General features: G+C 65.2%; 22 protein-coding genes. 6 read left to right on the top strand and 16 right to left on the bottom strand.

Annotation, left to right across the window (positions count from 1 at the left end; all coding sequences use genetic code 11):
• Window positions 1-28 precede the first annotated feature (28 nt).
• Window positions 29-1195 (bottom strand): multidrug effflux MFS transporter, encoded by a 1167-nt coding sequence (locus tag QWL29_RS03450; RefSeq protein ID WP_305821599.1) that lies wholly within the window; start codon window positions 1193-1195, stop codon window positions 29-31.
• Window positions 1196-1475: 280 nt separating this feature from the next.
• On the opposite strand from QWL29_RS03450, the gene QWL29_RS03445 reads away from it, so the two are divergent.
• Window positions 1476-3047 carry a sensor domain-containing diguanylate cyclase gene (locus QWL29_RS03445; protein WP_305821492.1) on the top strand — a complete coding sequence of 524 codons (1572 nt, stop codon included), beginning with the start codon at window positions 1476-1478 and terminating at the stop codon, window positions 3045-3047.
• Here QWL29_RS03445 and QWL29_RS03440 read toward each other — a convergent pair.
• Both QWL29_RS03440 and lepB read right to left on the bottom strand, forming a co-directional pair.
• The gene (locus tag QWL29_RS03440; RefSeq protein ID WP_305821491.1) at window positions 3044-4204 is read right to left on the bottom strand and encodes a sensor histidine kinase; all 1161 of its coding nucleotides are present in this window, start codon (window positions 4202-4204) and stop codon (window positions 3044-3046) included. The two genes, QWL29_RS03445 and QWL29_RS03440, sit on opposite strands and share 4 nt — an antisense overlap.
• Before the next feature lie 233 nt (window positions 4205-4437).
• Window positions 4438-5109: a signal peptidase I gene (gene lepB, locus QWL29_RS03435; RefSeq protein WP_305821490.1), complete on the bottom strand. Its 672-nt coding sequence runs from the start codon at window positions 5107-5109 to the stop codon at window positions 4438-4440.
• Window positions 5110-5206: 97 nt separating this feature from the next.
• On the opposite strand from lepB, the gene QWL29_RS03430 reads away from it, so the two are divergent.
• Window positions 5207-5623, top strand: a complete 417-nt coding sequence (locus tag QWL29_RS03430; protein WP_305821489.1) for a hypothetical protein — start codon at window positions 5207-5209, stop codon at window positions 5621-5623.
• Window positions 5624-5653: 30 nt separating this feature from the next.
• Here QWL29_RS03430 and QWL29_RS03425 read toward each other — a convergent pair whose 3' ends face one another.
• Together QWL29_RS03425 and QWL29_RS03420 are read right to left on the bottom strand one after the other, a co-directional pair.
• Window positions 5654-5830 (bottom strand): hypothetical protein, encoded by a 177-nt coding sequence (locus QWL29_RS03425; RefSeq protein WP_305821488.1) that lies wholly within the window; start codon window positions 5828-5830, stop codon window positions 5654-5656.
• Entirely contained in the window at window positions 5827-7005 is a 1179-nt protein-coding gene (locus QWL29_RS03420; RefSeq protein ID WP_305821487.1) for a PepSY-associated TM helix domain-containing protein, read from the bottom strand. Before QWL29_RS03420 ends, QWL29_RS03425 begins: the two co-directional genes overlap by 4 nt.
• 128 nt (window positions 7006-7133) lie before the next feature.
• Between QWL29_RS03420 and QWL29_RS03415 the strand changes: the two genes are divergently transcribed.
• Window positions 7134-9347, top strand: coding sequence for a TonB-dependent receptor (locus QWL29_RS03415; RefSeq protein WP_305821486.1), 2214 nt, complete (start codon window positions 7134-7136; stop codon window positions 9345-9347).
• 402 nt (window positions 9348-9749) lie between these two features.
• Here QWL29_RS03415 and QWL29_RS03410 read toward each other — a convergent pair whose 3' ends face one another.
• From QWL29_RS03410 to ppsA, 8 genes are all read right to left on the bottom strand, one after another.
• Window positions 9750-10178: a hypothetical protein gene (locus QWL29_RS03410; protein WP_305821485.1), complete on the bottom strand. Its 429-nt coding sequence runs from the start codon at window positions 10176-10178 to the stop codon at window positions 9750-9752.
• A complete protein-coding gene (locus QWL29_RS03405; protein WP_305821484.1) occupies window positions 10162-10998 on the bottom strand; it encodes an SDR family oxidoreductase in 837 nt (278 codons plus the stop codon). Before QWL29_RS03405 ends, QWL29_RS03410 begins: the two co-directional genes overlap by 17 nt.
• Complete coding sequence (locus QWL29_RS03400) at window positions 10998-11924, bottom strand: SPFH domain-containing protein (RefSeq protein WP_305821483.1); 927 nt, start codon at window positions 11922-11924, stop codon at window positions 10998-11000. Before QWL29_RS03400 ends, QWL29_RS03405 begins: the two co-directional genes overlap by 1 nt.
• A gap of 39 nt (window positions 11925-11963) precedes the next feature.
• On the bottom strand, window positions 11964-12386 hold the full coding sequence (locus QWL29_RS03395) for an NfeD family protein (RefSeq protein WP_305821482.1): 423 nt from the start codon (window positions 12384-12386) through the stop codon (window positions 11964-11966).
• A 56-nt stretch (window positions 12387-12442) separates the two neighbouring features.
• Window positions 12443-12817, bottom strand: a complete 375-nt coding sequence (locus QWL29_RS03390) for a hypothetical protein (protein ID WP_305821481.1) — start codon at window positions 12815-12817, stop codon at window positions 12443-12445.
• A 149-nt stretch (window positions 12818-12966) separates the two neighbouring features.
• Window positions 12967-13404, bottom strand: coding sequence for a hypothetical protein (locus tag QWL29_RS03385; protein WP_305821480.1), 438 nt, complete (start codon window positions 13402-13404; stop codon window positions 12967-12969).
• 4 nt (window positions 13405-13408) lie between these two features.
• Window positions 13409-14020, bottom strand: a complete 612-nt coding sequence (locus QWL29_RS03380) for a glycosyltransferase family 29 protein (protein WP_305821479.1) — start codon at window positions 14018-14020, stop codon at window positions 13409-13411.
• A gap of 156 nt (window positions 14021-14176) precedes the next feature.
• Window positions 14177-16612 (bottom strand): phosphoenolpyruvate synthase, encoded by a 2436-nt coding sequence (gene ppsA / locus QWL29_RS03375; protein ID WP_305821478.1) that lies wholly within the window; start codon window positions 16610-16612, stop codon window positions 14177-14179.
• 286 nt (window positions 16613-16898) lie between these two features.
• Between ppsA and ppsR the strand changes: the two genes are divergently transcribed.
• A complete protein-coding gene (ppsR, locus tag QWL29_RS03370; protein ID WP_305821477.1) occupies window positions 16899-17747 on the top strand; it encodes a posphoenolpyruvate synthetase regulatory kinase/phosphorylase PpsR in 849 nt (282 codons plus the stop codon).
• A gap of 167 nt (window positions 17748-17914) precedes the next feature.
• Here ppsR and QWL29_RS03365 read toward each other — a convergent pair whose 3' ends face one another.
• Window positions 17915-20215 (bottom strand): FdhF/YdeP family oxidoreductase, encoded by a 2301-nt coding sequence (locus QWL29_RS03365; protein WP_305821476.1) that lies wholly within the window; start codon window positions 20213-20215, stop codon window positions 17915-17917.
• 411 nt (window positions 20216-20626) lie between these two features.
• Between QWL29_RS03365 and QWL29_RS03360 the strand changes: the two genes are divergently transcribed.
• Both QWL29_RS03360 and QWL29_RS03355 read left to right on the top strand, forming a co-directional pair.
• The gene (locus QWL29_RS03360; RefSeq protein WP_305821475.1) at window positions 20627-21460 is read left to right on the top strand and encodes a metallophosphoesterase; all 834 of its coding nucleotides are present in this window, start codon (window positions 20627-20629) and stop codon (window positions 21458-21460) included.
• 94 nt (window positions 21461-21554) lie between these two features.
• A complete protein-coding gene (locus tag QWL29_RS03355) occupies window positions 21555-23903 on the top strand; it encodes an FdhF/YdeP family oxidoreductase (protein WP_305821474.1) in 2349 nt (782 codons plus the stop codon).
• A gap of 11 nt (window positions 23904-23914) precedes the next feature.
• Here the strand turns inward: QWL29_RS03355 and QWL29_RS03350 are convergent, their stop codons facing one another.
• Together QWL29_RS03350 and QWL29_RS03345 are read right to left on the bottom strand one after the other, a co-directional pair.
• Entirely contained in the window at window positions 23915-24502 is a 588-nt protein-coding gene (locus QWL29_RS03350; RefSeq protein ID WP_305821473.1) for a DUF6151 family protein, read from the bottom strand.
• Window positions 24503-24513: 11 nt separating this feature from the next.
• Window positions 24514-25710 carry an EAL domain-containing response regulator gene (locus tag QWL29_RS03345; protein WP_305821472.1) on the bottom strand — a complete coding sequence of 399 codons (1197 nt, stop codon included), beginning with the start codon at window positions 25708-25710 and terminating at the stop codon, window positions 24514-24516.
• Window positions 25711-25717 lie beyond the last annotated feature (7 nt).

Here is a 25717-nt window from a genome sequence, read left to right as displayed (position 1 = left end):
TTCAACTACCGGCTGAGCAGCCGATCCATCAAGCCAGCTTGCTCGCCCGCCAGGCCAGGAAACTGAGCACCAGCCCCACTCCCACCCCGCACGCCAGCAGGAACGCGCTCTCGAACAGCAGCGGCGCCACCAGCCCCGACACCAGCGCGAACGACATCATCTGGATGAAGCCCAGCATCGACGACGCCAGCCCGCGGTTGTCCGGGAACAGGCTCAGCGCGTTCATCTGGATCGCCGGCATCGCCACGGCGAGACCGAAGGTATAGATCGCCAGCGGCAGCACCGCCCACGGAATCGCCGCCGGGAATAGCGCGTTGTAGCCGATGTTCAGCACGGTCGAGGCCGCCATGAAGCCAAAGCCGATCCACTTCAGCTTGACCGGGTCGGTTTTCGCCGCACGCTTGCCGCCCCAGGCCGAGCCAGCCACCATGCCGCCGATCAGCGGAATGAACATCCAGGCGAACGCCGTTTCCGGCAAGCCAAGGATCACCATCACGAAGTTGGCCGCCGAGCCGATGTACAGCGACAGCCCACCAAAGGCCAGCCCCACCGACAGCGACAGCAGCAGGAATTGCGGGTGGCGCAGCACCTTGCCGTAGTTGCGCGCAATGGTGCCCGGATGGAAAGCCTGGCGCTTTTCGACCGGCAGGCTTTCCGGCAGCAGCTTCAGGCAGGCCAGGATCAGCAGCACGCCGAACACGGCCAGGAAGATGAAGGTCGAGCGCCAGCCGAAGTGCACGTGCAGCCAGCCGCCCAGGATCGGGGCGATGGCCGGGGCCAGGCCGAACACCATCATGATGTTCGACATCATCTTCTGCGCCTCGGCGCCCTTCAGGCGGTCCTGCACGATGGCCTGGCCGATCACGGAACCGGCGCCGGCCGACAGGCCCTGCAGCGCGCGGAAGGCCAGCAGCCAGCCGAAGGTCGGCGCAAAGGCGGCGCCGATCGAGCCGATCGTGTACAGGACCATGGCCACCAGGATCACGCGTCTCCGGCCGAAGGAATCGGACAGGGTGCCGTAGAACAGCATCATGAAGGCAAAGGTGAACAGGAACACGCTCAGCGTCTGCTGGACGGCCACCGGGCCAACGCCAAAGTCGCGCCCGATGGCGGGCATGGAAGGGAGATAGGTGTCGATCGCAAGCGCCCCGGCCATGCCGAGGCAGGCCAGGACGACGGTCAGAATTCGGTACATCGGGAAGGCTTTCCAGGTAATCGTGGTGCGCCACGACAGACGGCGCACGGCCCGCGATTGTACAGAGATTTGCGGCAATCGACCGGCAGGCCCCTTGGCGCCGGCAAGCCCGAGCAGGGCGACCTGCGGTTTTGTCATGCTGGCAACCTGTTGTATCTAGGCAACCTCAGAGCCGTCGCGCAAGCAAGGAAAAGCCTCTCCCAGGAAGAAATAAAGTTGCTCGATGGATTTCTTTCGCCTGTGCGGCTATCCTCGCTCCATCCTGTTCTTCCCGCACGCCATGCCTACTTCCGCAGATTCTAACCGTCGCCTGCAGCGCCTGGACCAGCAGCGCAAGCCGATCATGCTGCGCTCGGTACTCCTGATGACAGCCTTCTGCCTGATGCTGGTGGGCCTGCATGCCTGGAGCCTGTGGGCGTCCCGCCAAGGCGAGTTGGACCAGACGGCGGTGAGTACCGCGAACATGGCGCGGGCACTCGCCTCGCATGCCGAGCGCTCGCTGAGCAGCGCCGACGCGGTGCTGGCGGAACTGGTCGAACGAAGCCAGGAAGACGGGATGGACCGCCTCGACAGCGCGCGCATGCATGCGCGCATGGCACGCATCACGGGCGGCAGCGCGGAAATCCAGGAACTCTTCGTGTACGGCGCCGACGGCACGCGCCTGGCGACCTCGCTGCCGGCCTTACTGCCGGGCAGTAACATCGACCGCGAATACTTCCGTTACCACATGGCCCATGCCGATACCGGCACCCGCATCGGCAAGCCGATCCACAGCCGCTCGAGCGGCATCCTGACCATCCCCGTCACGCGCCGCATCAACCGTCCCGACGGCAGCTTCGGCGGCGTGGCCATGGCTTCGCTGCGGCTCGACTTCTTCGGCAAGTTCTACGACAGCTTCGATGTCGGCCAGACCGGCACCATCATTCTGGCCATCGACGACGGCACCCTGCTCTACCGCCGCCCGTTCAAGCCGGAGATGGTCGGCACCAGCATCGCCGGCGGGCCGGTGTTCCAGTTGTACAAGAAGACTGGCCCGGTCGGGACCGCCATGATGGTGGCAAAAATCGACGGCATCGAGCGCCTGTACAGCTACCGCCACGTCGACGGCTTCCCGCTGCTGGTCGCCACCGCCCAGGCCAAGGACGAGATCCTGAAGGACTGGTGGTTTGCGGTCATCAAGATGAGCTGCGTGGTGCTGTTTGCCGTGTGCATGCTGGCCTGGGGCGTGCGCCGCATGGTCCGCCAGCTGCGCGTGCGCGAAGCGCTGGAGTCCGAATTGCGCGCCGCGCGCGCCACCCTCGAACTGCGCAACGTCTCGCTGCGCCAGCTGGCCGACAGCGACGCCCTCACCGGGCTGGCGAATCGCCGCCATTTCGAGGAAACCCTGGCCTTCGAGCACGAGCGCGCACGGCGCAGCGGCCTGCCCTTCTCGCTGGTGCTGCTCGACGTCGACTTCTTCAAGAAATTCAACGACCGCTATGGCCACGTGGCCGGCGACGACTGCCTGCGCCGCGTGGCCGACGCCATCGCCACCGGCCCGCGCCGCCCGACCGACCTGGCGGCGCGTTACGGCGGCGAAGAATTCGCGGTGATTCTGCCGGATACCGACAGCGAAGGCGCATGCGCAGTGGCCGAAAAGATACGCCTGTCTGTGCAGGCGCTCGGCATCCCGCATGCCGACAGTTCCTGCGGCGCAGTCACCATCAGCCTGGGCGTGCACACCTGCTGCCCGGCGGCCGAGATGGACGTCTCGCCGCTGGCCTGCATCGAGGCGGCCGACGCGCTGCTGTACCAGGCCAAGATGGACGGCCGGAATCGCCTGGCCAGCTGCGTGGAATGCGCGGCGGCCTAGGACCGGCCGTCAGGCGTCGAGGGCACGCCGGCCTGGCCGACGAAAGGACGGCAGTCGATCGGCACGTCGATCAGGAAGGTGGTGCCCAGTTCCGGCGAGCTGTCCACCGACACGCTGCCGCCGTGGCTTTCGCCGACGGCTTTCACGAAAGGCAGGCCGACGCCCCAGCCGGTCGCCGACAGTGGACCGGTTTCGCGCCGCAGGTATTCGAAGATGCGGCCGTGCTGCTCGGCCGGGATCGCATTGCCTTCGTTGTGCACGCTGAGCATCAGGCGCCCGCGCGTCTGGCCGGCCTTGATCATGACCGTCTCGCGGTCGCCGTACTTGATGGCGTTGTTGATCAGGTTTTCCAGGGCCCGCCGCATCGAGGCGCGGCACCAGTGACCGAGCACCGGCTCGCCCGTGATTCCGATGGCCACGTCGCTATCGGCGCCGTGCGCATACTGGGCGGCGGTCTCGCGCACCAGGTCGAGGATGTCGAAGCGGCTCAGGTGCAGCGGAATCTTCGCGCCACCCTGGAGAGTCAGGGCGTCGAGCAGTTCCGCCATCATGTCTTCCAGCCGCTGCGCATTCGCGTCGATCCGGGACGCGACGTTGCGCACCTGCGACCAGTCCGAGGTGATGCCCAGCAGCTGGGCGCCATGCGACACCACGGACAAGGGCGTGCGCATGTCGTGCGAGAGCGCGGCCGCGACCCTGTGGCGCAGTTCGTCGTGGCTGCGGGTGAACGCGCGGATTGCCTCGCGCGTGGCGGCATTGATCGAGCGGTCGATCACCAGCCAGTCGGCCTCGCCCAGCTCCACCCGGCCCTTCGCCACCATGGCGATCGACTCGCGCAGTATCTGGTATTCGTGGATCACCTGGTCGGGGCCGAAAGGCGTCATGCGCGCGCGCTCGCCGCCGTGGGCGCTGGCCGAGGTATTGCCGCTCGATCCCCGCTCGCGCGGGTGGTCCGGGCGCAGCGCTTCGGCGATGTTGTCGAAAAACGCCGGCAGCGTATTGGTCAGCACGGGGCGCAGCAGGTCCTGGGCGCCTTCGACCCGGGCGCGCACCTGCCGTTCCCAATGGTCCATCACCGCGTCGCGGATGGCGATGAATTGCATTCCGGTCGGGGAAATGCCGCGGCCGTCCACATTCTGGTCGGTTGCCAGTGTCATGCTGCACTTTCAAAGAAAAGCCAGGTCGCCGGACGGTGCACGCGTGACATCGCTGCTGGGAACGTGCGCCGCAGGCCGCCCGGGTTGGGAGATTGTCATGAAGGGATATTTCCTCTGCCCATTATAATCCCGATGCGGCCAAGCACTGCCGACGCCCGCCGGTCGCGGCGCCGAAACAAGCGATTGTCGCGCAATTGCGACGGCATGCGCCGCCTGCCGGGCCGCCGCTGCGCTCAATCGCGCAGGGAATGGCCGAAACGGCCGAAGCGCGGCGTCCAGTTGCCCAGGGTGTCGGCCGAGACCAGCACCCGCTCGGCGCGGCCGATCAGCAAATTGCGCGGCACGAAGCCGATGTAGCGCGAGTCTGCGCTGTTGTCGCGGTTATCTCCCAGCATCAGGTACTGGCCGGCAGGCACCGTCACCGGGCCGAAGTTGCGTACCGGCGTCTTGATGCGCGGGACGAACTGGACCTGGCGCATGCGGCCGTCAATCCGTTCGTTCACGCGCAGCGCCGGCACCTTGTGGTCGCCCAGCGGCTCCATCACCTGCTCGACCGGGCCCCACTGCGCTTCCTGGCCGTTGATCACGAGGCGTTCGTTGCGCAGTTCGACCACGTCGCCCGGCACGGCGACCAGGCGCTTGATCAGGCGCATGCCGTCCTGCGGCGAATCGAAGGTGACCACGTCGCCGCGTTGCGGCTCGCCGGTGTGGGCGAGGATGTTGTTGGTGAGCGGGACCTTGACGTCATAGGCCAGGCGGTTCACGAAGACCACGTCGCCTTCCAGCAGGTTCGGCCGCATCGACGCCGAGGGAATCGGATTCCAGTCGGCCACCGCCGTGCGGAACACGCCGAACAGCAGCAGGAATGCGATGAAGCCCTTGTTGGCGCGGATGAGGTCTTTCATGGTCGGTCTCCAGGTAAGGTTGAGTTGCTGTCAACGTTATACCCGTGGATTTCCTGGCAATGCTTAAGACCTGCTGAACGCCTACAATGTGGGCCTTTTGCGTGAACGAATGGAGGACGGCGTGCTCGACGATGCCAACAGCAAGGACCCGGCGAACACCTCGGGCAGTGGCAGGCCCGATCGCTTGCCCGAAGGCGTGGCCGGCTGGTCCTGGGGCGGCTTCGTGTTCAGCTGGATCTGGGCGATACCGAACCGGACCTGGTGGGGCCTGCTCGGCCTGGTTCCCGTCGTCGGCCTGGTGATGCGGGTGCTGCTCGGGCTGAAGGGACGGCAGTCGGCCTGGCGGAGCCGGCGCTGGGACAGCGTGGCGCACTTCAGGCGGGTGCAGCGGCGCTGGAGCATGGCGGCCGGCGTGGTGGTGGCGCTGGCGGTGATCGCACTCGTTGCGGTGGTCGCGCACGACAGGCCGGCGCCGCGCTCCGGCGAACACGCGGGCGGGCAGCTGGAGCTATGAGCCGCCCTTTGCGGCGGCGCCAGGAAGCGGTCAGCCCGGCTTGCGGCGCAGGCTGAACCAGGCGCCTACGGCGACCGGCACGCCCAGCGTCACGGCGGACAAGGCATCCCAGATGCCGCCCCCGAACAGCGCGCTGAGCAGGCCGATCATGGTCAGGATGCCGAGCAGGATCGGCACGCCCCAGAGTTTCATGAAGGGGCTGCTCATCGCTGCTCTCCCGAACGCGCCAGCACCGGCTGCATGCCCGGCGCCGTCTTTTCCTGTTTCGCCTCCGCCTTGGCCTTGCGCCCGCGCTTGAGCCACAGATACAGCCCGCTGCCGAGCACGATGATGGTGGCGACGTCCAGCACCGCCCACAGGAACTGCATCCAGCCGCCGCCGTAGTCGCCGAAGTGCAGCGGCTGCGACACCAGCAGCGCGGTCAGGTACCAGGGCAGCTCGCGGCGGTCGGTAATCGTCCCGTTGCCGGCGTCGATCAGCACCGGCTTGTACAGGCGCGAGCTGAAGGCCTGGTCGCCGTGCATGTAGACGCCGTAGTGATGCGGCGTGGCGAACGGCGTGCCGGGGAAGGCGATGAAGCCGACCTGCATGCCCGGCTCGGCGGCCACTGCCGTCTTCATGGCGGCGTCCACCGAGGCCATCTCTACCAAAGGTTTGGCGTCCTTGTAGGGTTCGATCATGGCGGCGATCTCGGTGGCTTGCCAGACCTTCAGCAGCACGTCGGCCAGGGTGTTGATGACGCCGGTGGCGCCCACCACCAGCGCCCAGACCAGCGTCACGATGCCGAGCAAATTGTGCATGTCGAGCCACTTCAGGCGCGTGCTGCGCTCGTGGCGCACGGTGCCGAAGTCGAGTTTACGCATGAAAGGCGCGTACAGCACCACGCCGCTGATGATGGCGACGATCAGCAGCAGGCCCATGAAGCCGAGGAAGAGCATGCCCGGCAGGCCGGCGAACATGTCGACGTGCAGGCGCAGCATGGTCGACATGAAGGCGCCGCCCTCGAAGGCCGGCTCGGTGATGACTTTCGCGGTGCGCGCGTCCACCGCGATCGGTTTGTAGTGCTCGTCGTTCGGATGGTCGCCCAGGGTGACGTTCCAGATCGCGGGCTCGTCCAGCTCCTGCGACATGTACATCATGATCTTGTTCGGGTACAGGGCCTTGGCCGAGGCGATCACCTCGTCGAGGTTGGCCTTGGGCGGATTGGCTGCTACTTCTGGCGCCAACGCGGGCGCCTCGACGTCGTTGCCGAGCAGGTGGCCGATCTCGTGGTGGTAGATCAGCGGCAGGCCGGTCAGGCACAGCAGGAGCATGAAGACGGTGCAGACCAGGCTGCTCCACTTGTGGATCCAGCTCCACCAGCGCAGGGATTGGGTAGACATTGAAACTCGGGACGGACGAAGAGCTACAGATAATAATGGTTCTCATTTACAGCCGCAAGCTTTCGGCGCATAATATTGCGAATCATTCTCATCTAACAACAACACCGCTTGGTAAAGCACGCTCCTTCATGAAACAGTCGACGTTCCGCCTCACCCCGCTCGCCCTCGGCGCCCTCCTCTTCTCCGCTTCGGCCGCCGCCCAGACCACCGCTCCCGCCGCTGGTTCCGCCGAGCAGCCAGCGTCGGACCAGCCGATGCAGACCGTGGTCGTCACCGCCTCGGCCGATGCATCGGCCCAGGGCCTGCCGAGCGACTACGCCGGCGGCCAGGTCGCACGCGGCGGCCGTCTCGGCCTGCTGGGCAACGTCGACATCATGAGCGCCCCGTTCAACACCACCAACTACACCCACGCCCTGATCCAGGACCAGCAGGCGCGCAGCGTGGCCGACGTGGTACAGAACGACCCGTCGGTGCGCGTGGCGCGCGGCTTCGGCAATTACCAGGAGCTGTACGTGATCCGCGGCTTTGCCGTGAATTCCGACGACCTCGCGTATAACGGTTTATACGGTTTGCTGCCGCGCCAGTTCGTCGCGGCCGAGCTGCTGGAGCGCGTGGAAGTCTTCCGCGGCGCGAACAGCTTCGTCAACGGCGCGGCGCCGGGCGGCGGCGGCATCGGCGGCATGATCAATCTGCTGCCGAAGCGCGCGCCGAACAAGGACCTGAACCAGTTCACTATTGGTGTCGAGAGCGGCGGCCAGCTGTACGGCGCGGCCGACCTGGCGCGCCGCTTCGGCCCCGATAACCGCGGCGGCATCCGCATCAACGCCGTGCGCCGCGACGGCGACACCGCCATCGACCGCGAAGAGCGCGAGCTGAGCGTGTTCTCGGTCGGCGCCGACTGGCGCGGCGACGCCTTCCGGGTGTCGGCCGACGTCGGTTACCAGGACCACAAGCTGTACAACGCCCGCCCGAGCGTGACCGTGGGCCCTGGCCTGCCGATCGTGGCCGCGCCGGATGCGAGCAGCAACTGGGCCCAGCCATGGACGGACTCGAAGGAGCGCGACGTCTTCGGCACCCTGCGCGCCGAAGCCGACCTGGGCGCCAACTCGGTGGCCTGGGCCGCACTCGGCATGCGCAAGACCGACGAATCGAACATCCTGGCCTCGATGAACGTCAACGCGGCGGACGGCAGCGGCTACCAGACCCGCTTCGACAACGTGCGCGAAGACGAAGTGAAGACCGGCGAAGTCGGCGCACGCACCTCGCTGCGCACCGGCGCGATCGGCCACACCTTGTCGGCTACGGTGTCCGGCTACCATTCGGAGTCGAAGAACGCGTATGCGATGGGCGACTTCAGCGGCTGGAATACCAACATCTACCGTCCGGTGGACGTGGCGGCGCCGCCGACCGGCTTCTGGTCGGGCGGGAACATGTTCGACCCGCTCGTCACGCGCAAGACCATCCTGTCGAGCGCGGCGATTGCCGATACGCTGTCGTTCATGGACGACAGCGTGCTGCTGACCGTGGGTATCCGCCACCAGCGCCTGAAGGACTACGGCTACGACTACGTGACCGGCCTGGGCAACGCCAGCTACGAGCGCAGCGCGAACACGCCGGTGGCAGGCCTGGTCTACAAAGCGACGCAGAACGTGTCGCTCTACGCGAACTACATCGAGGCGCTGCAGCAAGGCGGCTCGGCGACCAGCGCCTTTGGCCAGCCGCCGCTGACCAACAACGGCCAGCCGCTGGCGCCGTATGTCTCGCGCCAGAAGGAAATCGGCGTGAAGGTCGACGGCGGCAAGCTGGGCGGCAGCGTGGCCCTGTTCACCACCGGCCAGCCGCTGGCCTTCATCGCCAACAACACCTACGGAACTTTTGGCGAGCAGCGCAACCGCGGCGTCGAGCTGTCGGTGTTCGGCCTGCCAACCAGGGGCCTGCGCGTGCTGGGCGGCGCCACCCTGCTCGACACGAAGCAGCGCCGCACCCAGGGCGGCGTCAACGAGGGCCTGGAAGCGATCGGCGTGCCGGAAATCCAGGTCAACCTCGGCGCCGACTGGGACGTGCCAAACGTGCCGGGCCTGTCGCTGAACGCGCGCGCGCTGTACACCTCGACCCAGTTTGCCGACGCCGGCAACACGCAAAAGGTGCCGGCCTGGTCGCGCCTGGACATCGGCGCCAGCTGGGCTACGCGCCTGATGGACCGCGACGTGACGCTGCGCGCGCGCATCGATAACGTCACCGACAAGAACTACTGGGCCTCCAGCGGCGGGTATCCGACCTATGGCTACCTGGTGGCCGGCGCGCCGCGCACGCTGGCGGTGACGGCGACGATTGATTTCTAAGGATGTTTGTTAGCCAGGAATCGAAGGGCGGCGTTGCCGCCCTTTTTTATTGGCGCATGCCGGCTGACGATGCTTGATGGGCTGGCGGCGCCTGATGGGATGGCGGTACCTGATGGGCTGGTATCGCCTGATGGGATGGCGGCCCCTGATGGGATGGCGGCCCCTGATGGGATGGCGGCAGGGACCGTACGGTGGGCACGCTGTGCCCACGCGGATGCATGCTGGGTGTTGACTGCGTTCGTGGCGCGGACGTTGCAAAGACGTGACGCCAACAAATGATCATTTGTTGGCGTAAATTACGATCCACCGTCTTGTCTGGGTCATGCGCCAACACGGCGCACCATTCCGCGTGGGCACAGCGTGCCCACCGTACGGTCGCAGCCAACATCGAATGGATACGCCTCAGGACATCAACTGCGCCAGGATGGCCCCCGCCATCGACGCCACCAGCATCAGGAACACATACCCCACGAACCCCGCCAGGCCGCGCAGCTTGCGCCCCTTCGGCCGGCTGCGCGCCAGGTAGTAAGGCACCGCCAGCGGCGTGATCGTCACAATGGCCACGCCGAGCCAGCGCGACCTCGGCCATCCCCGCAGCTCGCGGTCGAGCCGGAACCAGTAGAAGCCCAAAAAACTCGACAGCAAACCGGTCAGCAACGACCACAGCACCGGCTCGCCGCGCCTATTCAGGCCCGCGCCGACCTCGACCAGCGTACTCACGAACATCAGCACCAAGAGCGCGACCAACGCGCCGCGCGGCGTCATGACCGGGTCGTACCCGTAATCGTCGGGCAGGTCCTGCGCAACACGGTGCTCAGCGTGGCCGGACATCTTGTTTCAGCGCCGCCAGTGCCATCTTCTCCACCACGCCCGGCGCCAGCAGTTTCAGGAAGCGCCCGAACCTGCCCTTCGCCGTCATGACCACTTCGCGCTCGCGCCGGTTCATGCCGGCATTGATCAGCCGCGCGCACTCCTCGACGCTCATCGCCCCCTCTTCGATCAGGCCGCTGGCCCCTGCCGTTTCGCCGGCTGCGTTGAAGCCGCGGTAACGGATTTTCGTTGCCACCACGCCCGGATAGGCCGTGGTCACGCTGACCCCGGCGCCCCTCAGCTCCGCCCGCAGCGCCTCGAAAAAGCCGGTCATCGCGAACTTGGTGGCGCTGTAGGCGGTGCGTCCCGGCACGCCGATCAGCCCGGCCAGCGACGACACGGCGACGATGCTGCCGCGCGAGCGTTTCAGGTGCGGCAGCGCGGCCTGGGTGCACCAGACGGCGCCCCACAAATTCACCCGCATCAGCTCTTCGTACCAGCCGAGGTCCTCGACTTCCTCGAACAGCGCGTGCGCCGAGCGCCCGGCATTGTTGACCAACACATCGATGCGCCCGAACCGCTCCACCGCGCTGATGATCAGCCGGCGGCACTGGATCTGGATCGCCACGTCGGTCGGCAGCGCCAGCGCCTGGGCGCCCAGCGCAATACACTCTGCGGCCACCGCGTCCAAGGGCGCGGCCTGGCGCGCGGCCAGCACCAGCGCCAGGCCGGCGCCTTCCCTGGCCGCCAGCTGGCGCGCCATCTCGGCGCCGATGCCGTCCGATGCGCCGGTGATGATGACGACCCGCTTCACTTCTTCGGTCATCACTTCGCCGGTCATCACTTCTGCGCCTTCACGATATGCAGCGCACTGGCGATCAGGCCGCTCATCTCGCCCAGGTTGGCCGGCACGATGATGGAGTTGTTGGTCTTGGCCAGCTTGCCGAAGGCGTCGACATATTCCTCGGCCACGCGCAAATTCATCGCGTCTTCGCCGCCCGGCTCGCGGATCGCGGCACCCACCTGGCGCAGTGCCGTGGCGCTGGCCTCGGCCAGGGCGACGATGGCGTTCGCCTCGCCCTGGGCGCGGTTGATCGCGGCCTGGCGTTCACCCTCGGAACGCGCAATCGCTGCTTCGCGCTCGCCGCTGGCGATGTTGATCTGCTCCTGGCGCCGGCCTTCGGAGGCCGCAATCAGCGCCCGCTTTTCGCGTTCGGCGGTGATCTGGCGCTGCATCGAATGCAGGATCTCGGCCGGCGGCGTCAGGTCCTTGATCTCGTAGCGCAGCACCTTCACGCCCCAGTTCGCGGCCGATTCGTCGATGGCATTCACGATGGTGGTGTTGATGTGGTCGCGCTCCTCGAAGGTCTTGTCGAGCTCCATCTTGCCGATCACCGAACGCAGCGTGGTCTGGGCCAGCTGGGTAATCGCCTGCACGTAGTTCGAGGCGCCGTAGGAAGCGCGCATGGCGTCGGTCACCTGGTAGTACAGGATGCCGTCCACCTGCAGCTGGGTATTGTCGCGCGTGATGCAGACCTGTGGCGGCACGTCGAGCGGGATTTCCTTCAGCACGTGCTTGTAGGCGATGCGGTCCACAAAAGGCACGACGATGTTCAGGCCCGGCGCCAGCGTCGCGTGGTACTTGCCGAGGCGCTCGACCACCCAGGCGTGCTGCTGCGGCACGACATTGATGGTCTTGATGACGAAGACCATGGCGATGATGAAGATGACCAATGCCACCGTGCCGAAGGAGAATTCGAGTTCCATGAGCATCCCTTATAGATGAGTTGTAATTATGAGACTTGCTTATGAATTCGCCACGATCAGGCGATTGCCCTGCACTTCCACGATGCGAAAGTCGCCCGCCTCGGCAATGGCGCCGCTGCCCAGCTCCACATCCCACTGCGCGCCGCGGTACATCACGCGCGCACGGCCGTTGTTCCAGGCGTGGACGATGACACGCCCGCCGATGTCGAGGTTCACGTTCTGGTCGCGCGTGGCGCCCGTTTTCGCCGGGCGGCCGAAGCGGCTGCGGTGCAGGATGCTGGTCGCCACCAGCCCGGTGGCCGCCGCGACCAGGGTCTGCACCGGACCGGACAGGCCCAGCATCGCCGCGATACCGCCGCAGGCCAGGCCGATGGCGATCATCAGCAAATAGAAGGTTCCCGTGAACAGCTCCGCCACCACCAGGATGCCGGCGCCGATCATCCAGTTCACCCAGTCGTCCATCTTGTCTCCTTCTTGTCGTTTGCTCGCTGGCGGGCATCTTGTCGCCCGCTGCGGCTTCAGCCCGTCTTGCCGTGCTTGCGAACCGGGAACACATCGTTCGCGCCGGCAGCGGGCGCGCAGCTGCGCGTGCAGCGCTGGTAGTTGTCGTCGCAGATGCCCAGCTGCTGGGCACGGCGGTTCTGCTGGCCGCTGCGCTCCAGCGACCTGGCGCCGGCGCCGGCCACCGGATCCTGGGCGGCACGGGCGAACCCGTTGGTTTCCTGGGTGCTCAGCAGCTTCACGGCGTCGTCGCCTGAGGCCTTGCCCGTGTTGGCCTTGCATTGCGAGTGCGCGCTCTCGCACTCGGTCTTGCAGAAAGCAGTTTCGTCGGCAAAAGCAGCACCGGACAGCATAAGCCCCAACAAGGTTGCGGCAATCGACAAGCGTTTCATTTCCATTCTCCCCTGAATCCGAAAAAAACCCCCGCCGCCGCAAGGCTGACGAGGGTGTCTAAAAGTCTAACGCGTTCTGGAACAGAGTCAACTAATTTGTTGCCTCACAGATTTAGGGCGAGGTAATGACTCAAAACGGATAGAGAGCCTCAGATATTCGGCAAATGCTTTTCGATTTCGTATGCGGCCTGGGCGGGATCACGCACGTCGATCGCCTTGATGCCATATTCTGCCAGTTGGCTTTTCGAGGTGGGTGCATTTGAATTATTGTGCACGACAAGAAGGAATTCGGTGCCCGCCTCTTCATATGCCGACTGGATTTGCTTGAATCGGATCAGGTTACTCATCGAAAGCGACAAGTTCGACTTGAATTCCACGGCGACCGTCCGACCTGTCACTTCATTGGTCAACAGGACGTCAGGCCGGTAGCGTCGTTCATGGTCGGCATCTGAATAGGCGACGCTGCCTGCCTCGCGCTGCATGGTCCACGGGGCGTGCAGGGTCTTGGCGAGGCCTTCGATGAAATGTTCTTCGAGGACACTGGGGTGCTGCTCTGCCGACCGTCCGCCATGATCAAATTTGCTCATGAATTCATACCTCCTTCCATTCCCATTCTTCCGCTTTGCGCGCAAAGATAATGCCTTCGATTACTACGCTCACGACAGCAGCGGCCAGGCCGATCGACGCCGACTGGAACAGGCTGCTATTGGGCAAAAATGCTGCGGCTCCCGAGAAAATGATGGCCGGCGTCACGACGCGGGTCAACCAGCGCTCGGCAAACGTATCAAACAAACGCTTCCAAAAGCTCATCTGCTCGCCCTTGATGACAGGGGTATCGAAGTCCGCCGAGCCTGGCGCATAGATGACCGCACTGATTTTCAACTTCGTTTCGGTATCGGCAAACAGTTTCGGTAAGCGGCGAGCGAGACGTTTTGCCTGCACCTTTGTATCAGCAACGATTCTGCCTGCAATATGCACGACGATCGTGTCCCTGCCTTCGAGAAAATACAGGATATGCGTCGTATGCAATATTTGTTCAGCGGCCACGACCTTGGGCAAGACGATGCTGGCGTAACGCTGGAGGCTGGTTTTTGCCAGCGTCGAAGCGATGGCTGCCGCGTTGCTACCGATTTCGTTCTTGAGTTCCTTGATGAAATCTGTCTTGCTTCCATAATCGCCAATTATCCGCAATTCCAGGTACATGGGCGCATCCTTGAATAGATTGACAACGGAGGAAATTAAATCGTCTCAGAAAGTTTTCACCAAATCAAGGAATATCGCTTTTATGCGGCGACGTCAAAAATACCCTGATCGACAGCCAGGCCGATCAGGGTGTTTGTTACTGCATTTTGCTCAAGCTTACATCGACGCCAGCTTCTGCCAGGTCTCGACCACCGAATCAGGATTGAGCGACATCGACTCGATGCCCTGCTCCATCAGCCAGACCGCGAAGTCCGGATTGTCCGACGGTCCCTGGCCGCAGATGCCGATGTACTTGCCCTGCGCGCGGCAGGCCTTGATGGCCAGCGTCAGCATGGCTTTGACGGCCGGGTCGCGCTCGTCGAAGTCCTTGGCCAGCAGCTCCATGCCGGAGTCGCGGTCCAGGCCCAGGGTCAGCTGGGTCAGGTCGTTCGAGCCGATCGAGAAGCCGTCGAAGTGTTCCAGGAACTGCTCGGCCAGGATCGCGTTCGACGGCACTTCGCACATCATGATGACGCGCAGGCCGTTTTCGCCGCGCTTCAGGCCATACTTGGCCAGCAGCCCGATGACCTTCTCGGCCTGGCCCAGGGTACGCACGAACGGGATCATCAGCTCGACGTTGGTCAGGCCCATCTCTTCGCGCACGCGTTTCATGGCGATGCATTCCATCTCGAAGGCTTCGGCGAAGTCCTCGGCCAGGTAGCGCGCGGCGCCGCGGAAGCCCAGCATCGGGTTTTCTTCGTCCGGCTCGTAGCGCGAACCGCCGATCAGCTTCTTGTACTCGTTCGATTTGAAATCGGACAGGCGCACGATGACCGGCTTCGGCCAGAACGCGGCGGCAATCGTCGCCACGCCTTCGGCCAGCTTGTCGACGTAGAAGGCTTTCGGCGAAGCGTGGCCGCGCGCGACCGATTCCACCGCCTTTTTCAAATCGGCGTCGATGTTCGGGTACTCGAGGATGGCCTTCGGGTGCACACCGATGTTGTTGTTGATGATGAACTCGAGGCGCGCCAGACCGACGCCGCCGTTCGGCACCGACTGGAAATCAAACGCCAGCTGCGGATTGCCGACGTTGAGCATGATCTTGGTGGCCAGCGGCGGCAGTTCGCCACGCGACACTTCCGTGATTTCGGTTTCCAGCAGGCCGTCGTAGATCTTGCCTTCGTCGCCTTCGGCGCAGGACACGGTGACAAAAGTGCCGTCCTTCAGGGTCTCGGTGGCGTCGCCGCAGCCGACGACTGCCGGCACGCCAAGTTCACGCGCGATGATCGCCGCGTGGCAGGTACGGCCGCCGCGGTTGGTGACGATCGCCGCGGCGCGCTTCATGACCGGCTCCCAGTTCGGGTCGGTCATGTCGGCCACCAGCACGTCGCCCGGCTGCACGCGCTCCATGTCGGCCGGGTCGGTAATCACGCGCACCGGACCGGCGCCGATCTTCTGGCCGATGGCGCGGCCGTGGGTCAGCACGGTGCCGCTGCCCTTCAGGCTGAAACGCTGCTGGGCATCGGTGGCTTTCTGCTGCGACTTCACGGTTTCCGGACGCGCCTGCAGGATGTACAGCTTGCCGTCGCGGCCATCCTTGCCCCACTCGATGTCCATCGCGCGGCCGTAGTGGTTCTCGATGATGACGGCATATTTCGCCAGCTCGACGACTTCGGCATCGGTCAGCGAATAACGGTTACGCATCTCGATCGGCACGTCGACGGTCTTCACCGAACGGCCAGCCTTCGCTTCGGCGGTGAATTCCATCTTGATCAGTTTCGAGCCGATATTGCGGCGGATGACCGGCGATTTACCCTGCTGTAGCATCGGCTTGTGGACGTAGAACTCGTCCGGGTTCACCGCGCCCTGCACCACGGTTTCGCCCAGGCCGTAGCTGGAAGTGATGAAGACCACGTCCTTGAAGCCCGATTCGGTATCGATGGTGAACATCACGCCGGCGGCGCCAGTATCCGAACGCACCATGCGCTGCACGCCGGCCGACAGCGCCACTTCGGCGTGGGTGAAGCCCTTATGCACGCGATACGAGATCGCGCGGTCGTTGTAGAGCGAGGCAAAGACGTGCTTCATCGCTTCCAGGATGTTGTCGATGCCGACCACGTTCAGGAAGGTCTCCTGCTGGCCTGCGAACGAGGCGTCCGGCAAGTCTTCGGCGGTGGCCGAGGAGCGCACGGCAAACGACATCTCGGTTTCCGAGTCGGCCACCAGGCGGTCGTAGTAGGCGCGGATTTCGTCTTCCAGGCGCGGCTGGAACGGGGTATCGATGATCCACTGGCGGATTTCGGCGCCGGCGGCGGCCAGGGCGCGCACGTCGTCGATGTCCAGGGTTTCCAGGCGGGTGGCGATGCGGTCGGCCAGCGATGGGCCGCCATCCAGCGAGTGGCCGAGGAAGTCGCGGAAGGCTTGCGCCGTGGTGGCGAAGCCGGTCGGCACGCGCACGCCGGCTTCGGCGAGCTGGCTGATCATCTCGCCGAGCGAGGCGTTCTTGCCGCCGACCGATTCGACATCGGTCATGCGCAGGCTCTCGAACGAGGCAACGTACACACCCGCTCCTTGTTCGGGTTCCTTCAATGCTGCATTGGACAGGTTAGTCATGGTAAAGCACCTTACTTGATGATAGAAACTTGTGCGAGCGCGTGAAAAACCTCCATGGCGGCGTTGTACCGTCTCGCCGTACTCGCGTACTGTCTTCGACGGTACGCCTTGCCCTGAAGGCTTTTCACACGCTCTATGCAGTGCCGGGCAGGGGGCGCCCTGCTTTCTTGTTATTCTGGGCGCCGTGCAGCACAATGCAAATCCGTTGCCGAGCATTCTACCGCGAGCGCCCCGGTTTCACACCGCACGTAACGTGCAAATCTGTCAGCATAGGCAAGAATTGAATATGACCGCCGAGAACCGCCCCGCCCTTCCCCCGACCGCACGCACCGTGTTTTTCGTCTCCGACGGCACCGGCATCACCGCCGAAACCTTTGGCCACGCGGTGCTGAGCCAGTTCGAGATGCGTTTCCGCCAGATCCGCATTCCCTTCATCGACACACTCGACAAGGCCCGCGACGCCGCGCGCCGCATCAACGAGGTGTATGCGGCCGACAATCAGCGCCCCATCGTGTTTTCCACGCTCGTGAAGCACGACTTGTCGGGCGTGATCCGTGCTTCGCACGGCATGCACATGGATTTGTTCCAGACCTTCGTGGCGCCGCTGGAAATGGAACTCGGCGTGAAATCGACGCACACCATTGGCCGCATTCACAACATCGTCGATTCCGAGGAATACAAGAACCGCATCGAGGCGATCAACTTCTCGCTGGCGCACGACGACGGGCAATCGCACAAGAACCTGGCCGAGGCGGATGTGATCCTGGTGGGCGTGTCGCGCTCGGGTAAAACGCCGACCTCGCTCTACCTGGCCATGCAATACGGGATCAAGGCGGCGAATTACCCCTTGATTCCCGACGATTTCGAGCGCGGCAAATTGCCGTCGTCGCTGCCGCCGTTCAAACATAAACTGTTCGGGCTGACGATCACGCCGGAACGGCTGACCGAAATCCGCAACGAACGGCGGGCGGGGAGTAAATACGCGTCGATCGAGAATTGCCGCTACGAGGTGAACGAGGCGGAAATGATGATGAAGCGCGAGGGAATACGCTGGCTGTCCTCGACCACCAAATCGATCGAGGAAATCGCGACCACCATCCTGCAGGAGATCAAGCCGGACCGGCGCGAGTATTGATGCCCGGCCTCTCGTAGGGTGGGTTCTCTAACCCACCACGCATTGCCTGGCACACCCGGATCGTACCGAAACGCCAACGATGAAACCGGTGGGTAAGAGTACCCACCCTACTGCTGCTTGCTAGTCTCTCGTAGGGTGGGTTCTCGAACCCACCGCACCGTGAACGATCACGCCGTGGCTCCGCGCTCCACCAGCACGTCGATTGCTTTCGCCGCGGGCACCTTGCTTTCCTTGGCGTGATGCCAGAGCGGAATCAGCGGATTCAGCTCGGGATAGTAGCCGGCGATGCAGCCCTCGGGCACGTCGTAGGGCACGACCGCCAGCCCCTCAACGCGGCGCAGCACGCCATCGTCGGCAGCCGTGCGCAGCGCCACCGTGTCGCCCTGCTCCAGCTGCAAACGCGCCATGTCGGCACGCGACATGAACAGCACCATGCGGCTGCCGAACACGCCGCGGAAGCGGTCGTCGTTGTGGTAGATCGTGGTGTTGAACTGGCCGTCGCTGCGGATCGTGAACAGGCGCAGCGCCGGCGGGCCGGCGTCCATGTCCGGATCGCCCGGCAGTGCCTCGGGCACGGTGAATTCGGCGCGCTTGCTTTCGGTCTCGAACACGCGGTGCGCCGCCCCCACCGGCTTGCGAAAGCCCCCCGGTGTCCACATGCGCGCATTGAAGTCCGTGAAGATGTCCGGGAAGGTGGCCTCGATGGCGTCGCGCACCTTCGCATAATTGCCGACCCAGGCGTCCCAGTCCACGCGCGGGTTCGGGTCCAGGGTCGCCTTGGCGATGCCGGCCACGATGGCCGGTTCCGACAGCAGGGTATCGGCCACCGGCTCGGCTGCGCCGCGCGAACCGTGCATGCACGAGGTGCTGTCCTCGATCGTCACGTCCTGCGGCCCGCCGGCCTGGCGGTCGACCTCGATGCGGCCCAGGCAAGGCAAAATATAGGCCTGCTTGCCGTGGATCACGTGGTTTCGGTTCAGCTTGGTCGACACCTGCACGGTCAGCGCAATCTCGCGCCAGGCCGCTTCCATCAGCACGGTCTCGGGCACGGCGCGCACGAAATTCCCGCCCAGGCCGATGAAGGCCTGCACCTTGCGCGCCAGGATACCCTCGCAGGCTTCCACCGTGTTCATGCCGGTTTTCGTCGGCGGCTCGAAGCCGTACAGCTCCTTCAGCTTGTCCAGCGGCGCCAGCTCGGGCTTTTCGGTGATGCCGACCGTACGCTGCCCCTGCACGTTCGAGTGGCCGCGCACCGGGCAGACGCCGGCGCCGGGCTTGCCGATGTTCCCGCGCATCAGCAGCAGATTCACGATCATGCCCACGTTCTGCACCCCGTTCTGGTGCTGGGTCAGGCCCATGCCGTACACGCCCAGCACCGCGCCGGCGCCCGCATACACGGCGGCGGCGCTCTCGATGTCGGCCTGCGGCAGCCCCGATTCGCGCACGATGTCGCGCCACGCACAGGCACGCACCGCCGCCTCGAATTCGGCGAAGCCGTGCGTGTATTCCTTGATGAAGGCGACGTCCAGCACGCGCTGCTCGCCGGCGGCCACGGCCGCGTCGTCCAGCGCCAGCAGCGCCTTGGCCAGGCCCATGATGGCGGCCGTGTCGCCGCCCGGTTTCACTTGATGGTACTGGGTGCTGATCGCGGTTTCCTTCCCGGTCAGCATCTCCACCGGCGACTGCGGATTGGTGAAGCTCACCAGCCCGCGCTCGCGCAGGGGATTGAAGGTGATGATCGGCACGCCGCGCTCGCGCGCTTCCTGCAGCTGGTGCAGCATGCGTGGGCTGTTCACGCCCACGTTCTGGCCGAAGAAGAAGATGCAGTCGGTCTCCTCGAAGTCCTGCAGCACCACGGTGCCGACGCCCACGCCGATGGTCTTCTGCAGCGCCACCGAAGTGCTTTCGTGGCACATGTTGGAACTGTCGGGCAAATTGTTGTTGCCGTACATGCGCGCCAGCAGCTGGTACATGTAGGAGGTTTCGAGCGAGGCCCGGCCCGAGGCGTAGAACACCACCTGTTCGCGGTCACACGAACGCAGGGCGGCGCCGATCTCGGCAAAGGCAGTGTCCCAGGACACTTCGCGGTAGCGGTCGCTGGCGGCGTCATAGCGCAGCGGCACGGTCAGGCGGCCCTGCTCTTCCAGCTTGTGGTCGGACCAGGATTCGAGTTCGCGCACGCTGTGCTGTTCGAAAAAGCCGGCGCCGATGGTCTTGCTGGTGGTTTCCCAGGCCGTGGCCTTGGCGCCGCTTTCGCAGAATTCGAAGGGATGCGGATTGGCCGGCTTGGCCCAGGCGCAGCTGACGCAGGCAAAGCCGTCGGGCTTGTTTTGCTTGAGCAGCAGGCGGCTGTCCTTCAGCACGGTGCGCTGGTCCATCAGGATATTGCTCACCTCGGCCACCGAAGCCCAGCCGCCTGCCGGCATGGTGGGGTCCTCGATCCGCAGCCCTTTCGACTCCTCGCTCATGGTATCTCCTTACTATTGAGCATGCACCGTAACCGCAGGTGGCGCATGGCTCTGTGCGCGAGCGTACCAAAAAACCTATTCCCGGCGATTACCACCGAGGCGCACAGCGCCGACCCACCGACCCCAACCGCAGGGTGGGCACTTGTGCCCACGCGGATCATGCACACCAATAACGGCACAGGCAACAGCCCCACGAACCCCGATGACACGCCCTCTTGCACGCCCCGGCCGCCATCGCTTCCGCCGCTACTCACCCGATGAGACCGCGTGGACTCGGGAGTCCACCCTACGTACTTCCGCCGCTGCTCATCCGACGAGACAGCGTGGGCTCGAGAGCCCACCCTACAACGGCCCACCAATCCACGGCAACGATGCGGCAGCGCACTGTTGTTGCAGCTATACTGCGCGCCTATGCGCATCCAGCTCTTCTCCGACCTGCACCTCGAACGCTACGCCGACTTCCAGCCGCACGTCGCCGCGGACACCGATGTGGTCGTCCTCGCCGGCGACATCGGCTCCTACCAGTCCGGCTCGCGCCTGACCGGCTCCGACTTCGGCCTGGCCCGCTTCTCGCCGCTGCGGCCCGGCGCCCCCAAGGCGCGCGTGCTGTTCATCCCCGGCAACCACGAGTTCGATGGCCTCGAGTACGAGGAAACCTACGCCCGCCTGCGCGCCACCTGCCAGGAACTGGGCATCGAATGGCTGGACCGCGAAACCATCGTCATTGGCCACGTGCGTTTCATCGGCACCACGCTGTGGAGCGACTTCGACGCCCTGGCCAGCCGCGAGACCGACCTGACCAAGCAATTGCAATTGCGCGGCAAGGCCTTCCGCGCGGCCAACTATTACCTCAGCAAGAACACGACCTTGAAGGATGGCGTGCCAGTGCTGGCCGAGGGCCTGCGGGAAATGTCGCTCGATTGCCAGGCCTGGCTGCGCACGGCCCTCGCCAAGCCTTTCGATGGCGTCACGGTCGCCGTCACCCACTTCGCCCCCAGCCTGCTCAGCGCCGACCCGCGCTACGGGCTGGCGGCGGGCACGGCCGGTTTCTGCAACGCGATGGATGCGCTCTTCCCGTATGCCGAGATCTGGATGCACGGCCACCTGCACTGCATGAACGACTACACGGTCACCGGAGTCGAGGATGGCCGGCCCTGGTCCTGCCGCGTGGTGGCCAATCCGCTCGGTTACCTGAGCAAGGGCGAGCAGGAAGGTTTCCGGCCCGGACTGGTGCTCGAACTGTAATCGCGAGCAGGCCCGGCTTTGTTTCCTTGTGTCTTGATAGCGTCGATGTTTTAACAATCTCCGTACAATTTCTTCCATTGCTAGAGGAGGATGTATGTCGAAGAAAGATGTTCCAGGAATCGGAGAATACGGTGGCCCCGCCGGCGGCTGGGGTGCATTGCAGGCGGTGGCCAAGGCCCTGCGCGGCGACATGTCGGCCGCGCGCACGCCCATCATGTTGCAGGTAAACCAGCCGCAGGGCTTCGATTGCCCCGGCTGCGCCTGGCCCGATCCGCGCGAAGGGTCTTCCTTCGAATTCTGCGAGAACGGCGCCAAGGCCGTGTCCTGGGAAGCGACCCACAAGCGCGTTACACCCGAGTTCTTCGCCAAACATACCGTCAGCGAACTCTGGGAGCGCGAAGACTTCTATCTCGAATGGGAAGGCCGCCTGACCCACCCCATGGTCTACGACGCCGCCACCGACCATTACGTGCCGATTTCCTGGGATGACGCCTTCCGGCGCATCGGCGAACAGCTGCGCGCCCTGCCCGACCCGAACATGGCCGAGTTCTACGCCTCCGGCCGCGCCTCGAACGAAGCCGCCTTCCTGTACCAACTGTTCGTGCGCGAATACGGCACGAATAACTTCCCCGACTGCTCCAACATGTGCCACGAGGCCACCAGCGTCGGCCTGCCGCAATCAATCGGCGTCGGCAAGGGCACGGTCACGCTCGAAGACTTCGACCATTGCGACGCCATCTTCTCGTTCGGCCACAACCCCGGGACCAACCACCCGCGCATGCTGGCCACCCTGCGCGCCGCCTCGCTGCGCGGCGCGCCCATCGTGGTGTTCAATCCGCTCAAGGAGCGCAGCCTGGAGCGCTTCAAGTCGCCCCAGCACGCGCTCGAGATGACGCTCGGGAAAGCGGTGACTATCGCTTCGCACTACTACCAGCTGAAAATCGGCGGCGATACCGCGGCCGTAAAAGGCATGATGAAGGCGCTGCTGGCGATGGATGCCGAGCAGCGCACCGCCGGTGGCGCGGGCCTGCTCGACGACAGCTTCATCCACGAGCACACCCTCGGCTTCAAGGAACTGGTGGCCGACCTCGACGCCACCTCGTGGGAAGAGATCGAGGGGATAGCGGGCCTGCCGCGCGCCGACATCGAGCAAGCCGCCGCCATCTACGCCAGGGCCGAGCGCGTGATCATCTGCTACGGCATGGGCATCACCCAGCACCGCCACGGCACCGGCAACGTGCAGCAGCTGGCGAATCTGCTGCTCCTGCGCGGGAACATCGGACGCGAAGGCGCCGGCATCTGCCCGCTGCGCGGCCACTCCAACGTGCAGGGCGACCGCACCGTCGGCATTACCGAAATCCCCAGCCAGGGCTTCCTCGATTCCCTGGAACGCGTATTCGGCATCAAGGCCCCGCGCGAACACGGCCACGGCGCGGTGGCAGCCATCGAGGCCATGCACGAAGGCCGCTCGAAGACGCTGATCTGCCTGGGCGGCAACCTGCCCACCGCCATGCCCGACCCGCAGGTCTGCTACGAGGCGATGCGTAAACTCGATCTGTCGGTGCACATCGCCACCAAGCTGAACCGCTCGCACCTGATGGTCGGCAAGCACACCTTCCTGCTGCCTTGCCTGGGCCGCACGGAGCTCGACATGCAGGCCAATGGCGTGCAGTCGGTGACGGTGGAAGACTCGATGTCGATGGTGCATGCCTCGCGCGGCTCGCTGCCGCCGGCGTCAAGCTTGCTGAAGTCGGAACCGGCAATCGTCGCCGGCATCGCCAAGGCCACCCTGCCCGAATCAAAAATCGACTGGGACGGCTTCATTGCCGACTACAACCGCATCCGCGACGCCATCGAGGCCGTGTTCCCCGACTTCGACGGCTACAACGAACGGGTGCGCGTGCCGCGTGGCTTCCGCCTCGACAGCCCGGCCGGGCGGCGCGAGTGGCGTACGCCGTCGGGCAAGGCGCACTTCATCACCTGCGCCAGGGAAGACGAACGCCCGCTGGCGCGGCCCGACGCCAAGGACGTGCTGGTGCTGGCCACAGTGCGCAGCCACGACCAGTACAACACCACCATCTACGGCAAGAACGACCGCTACCGCGGCGTCACCGGCCGGCGCGACGTGGTGTTCGTGAATGCGGCCGATCTGGCCGCGCGCGGGCTGGAGCATGGCGACATGGTCGACATCGAGGCGGTGGCGGCATTCGACAACATCAGCGAGCCGCGCATCGTGCGCAACTTCGTCGCCGTCGCCTTCGATATCGCGCCGGGGTCGATCGCGGCCTACTATCCGGAAGCGAACGCGCTGGTGGCGCTGGCGAACTTCGACCGGCGCAGCGGCACGCCTTCGTACAAGTCGGTGCCGGTGGTGCTGCGGCGCGCGCAGGCCCGCGGCAAGGCCGGCCACGTGGACCGCGAGGAGGAAGACCAGGCCGCGTGAGACGGATTGTCTCAGTACAGCCGGGCGCGCTCTTCCTTCGAGATCACCGTGGGCTGGCGCACCGGCGTGGCGCTGCCGGCTTCAAAGAAGGGATTGTTCCTGTAGCCGCCCTTGAGACGCGCGCCCAGCAGCTTGCTGCCGATCTTCACCAGGGCCAGGGCCGTGCCGCCTGGCGTCTTGGGAATCTTGCGGTAGGCCGACTCGGTGTTCGCGTTGATGGACGAACGCCCGAGCCGGGCATCGAGTTCGGCCGGCGTGGCGTCGAGGCAGGCGCGCACCACGCCGACGTAGGACACTTTCGGGTCGCGCGGCGTGTTCCCGATCGGCGTGCGGCAGCAGGCGGCGTACCAGCGGTACAGGCCTTTCGGGCTGAGCGACATGCAGGCCAGCTGGTCCAGGCCCTGGGTGAATGTCAGCCCGGACGGCAAGGCCGCCGCCACCTCGGTACCGCCGGCGCCGTCCAGTATCTCGACCTCGTTGCCGAGATAACGTGCAAAGGCGCGGCAGTCGGGGCAATAGCACTTCGCCCGCGCTGCGACCGCGTTCGTATCCAGTTCGCCCTGCAGCTTGCCGCAATGGCAGCGTACCCGTATGACCATCGATCCCTCCTTCAGAAGAAATGCCGCCAGTCTTCCAGCCAGCCCGGGAAGGCGGACGCCTCCATCGGATTGGCGATGTGGTAACCCTGCGCATAGGTGCAGCCCAGCCCCTGCAGGAAATCCCAGTCCTGGCGCGTTTCCACGCCCACGGCCACCGACATGCGGTCCAGGCTGTGCGCCAGGCCCAGGCAGGAGCGCAGCACGGTGCCGAGCGGGCGGCGCTTCGAGGCGCCGTCGACGAAGCTGCGGTCGATCTTCAGTTCCGAAAACGGGATACGCGCCAGCAGCTGCAGGTTCGAGCGCCCGGTGCCGTAGTCATCGATGGCGAGGCCAAAGCCCATCATGCGCAGGCGCACCAGGCGTTCGATGAAGTTCGGGTCTTCGTTCAGGACCGAGGATTCCGGCATCTCGAAGGTGATGTAGTCCGCCAGCACCGCGTGACGCCCCAGGCAGGCAGTGATCTGGCGCAGGAAGGCGGGATGGGCGAGCGTCTCGGGCGCCAGGTTGATCGAGATGGAAATCGGCGTGCCCTGGTCGTGGAACCAGCGGCAGCGCTCGACCGACAGCTCGATCATGCTCCAGTCGAGGAAGTCGATGCGGTTGTTCTGCTCCAGCGCATCCATGAAGGCGCCGGGGCCGACGATGCCGTGCTCGGGATGGCGCCAGCGCGCGAACACTTCCAGCCCCTTCACCTGGCCGGTGGCCAGCTCGATCTTCGGCTGGAAGAAGGGCTCGAACTGGCGCTTCTGCAGGCCCACGCCGACTTCGGCAAACGAAAAGTGCGGCGAGGCGGCGCGTGCGGCCGGCAGTGCCGGCGGCTGGTAGTTGTCGAGCAGGGGTTTGAGCTTGGCGGCGGTGACCGGCTTGGCGATGGAGCCGAGCAGGTCGATGCCGTACACCTGGGCCAGGGTCTCGACCGAGAACAGCAAATTCGCCGGCTGGGCGCCGGTGACCACCAGGCTGATGCCGGTGTCGAGCGTGGCCAGGTTGCGGATCAGTTCCAGCCCGTCCATGCCCGGCAGGCCGAGGTCGATGATGGCGATGTGCAGGCGCGGCGTGAAGCTGGCCTGGAAGGTGCGCAGCGCCATGTGCCCGTCGGGCACGTCGGTGACGCGGCTGGCGCCGAGCCGGCCCAGCATCTCGACCAGGGCGGCGCGCTGGCCGTTGTCGGCTTCGGCGACCAGGAAGTGCAGATGCGCGATGTCCATGTCTACT

This window comes from Massilia brevitalea (assembly GCF_030711405.1).
Lineage (GTDB): Bacteria > Pseudomonadota > Gammaproteobacteria > Burkholderiales > Burkholderiaceae_D > Telluria > Telluria brevitalea.
This window is presented reverse-complemented; position numbering and strand designations above follow the sequence as displayed.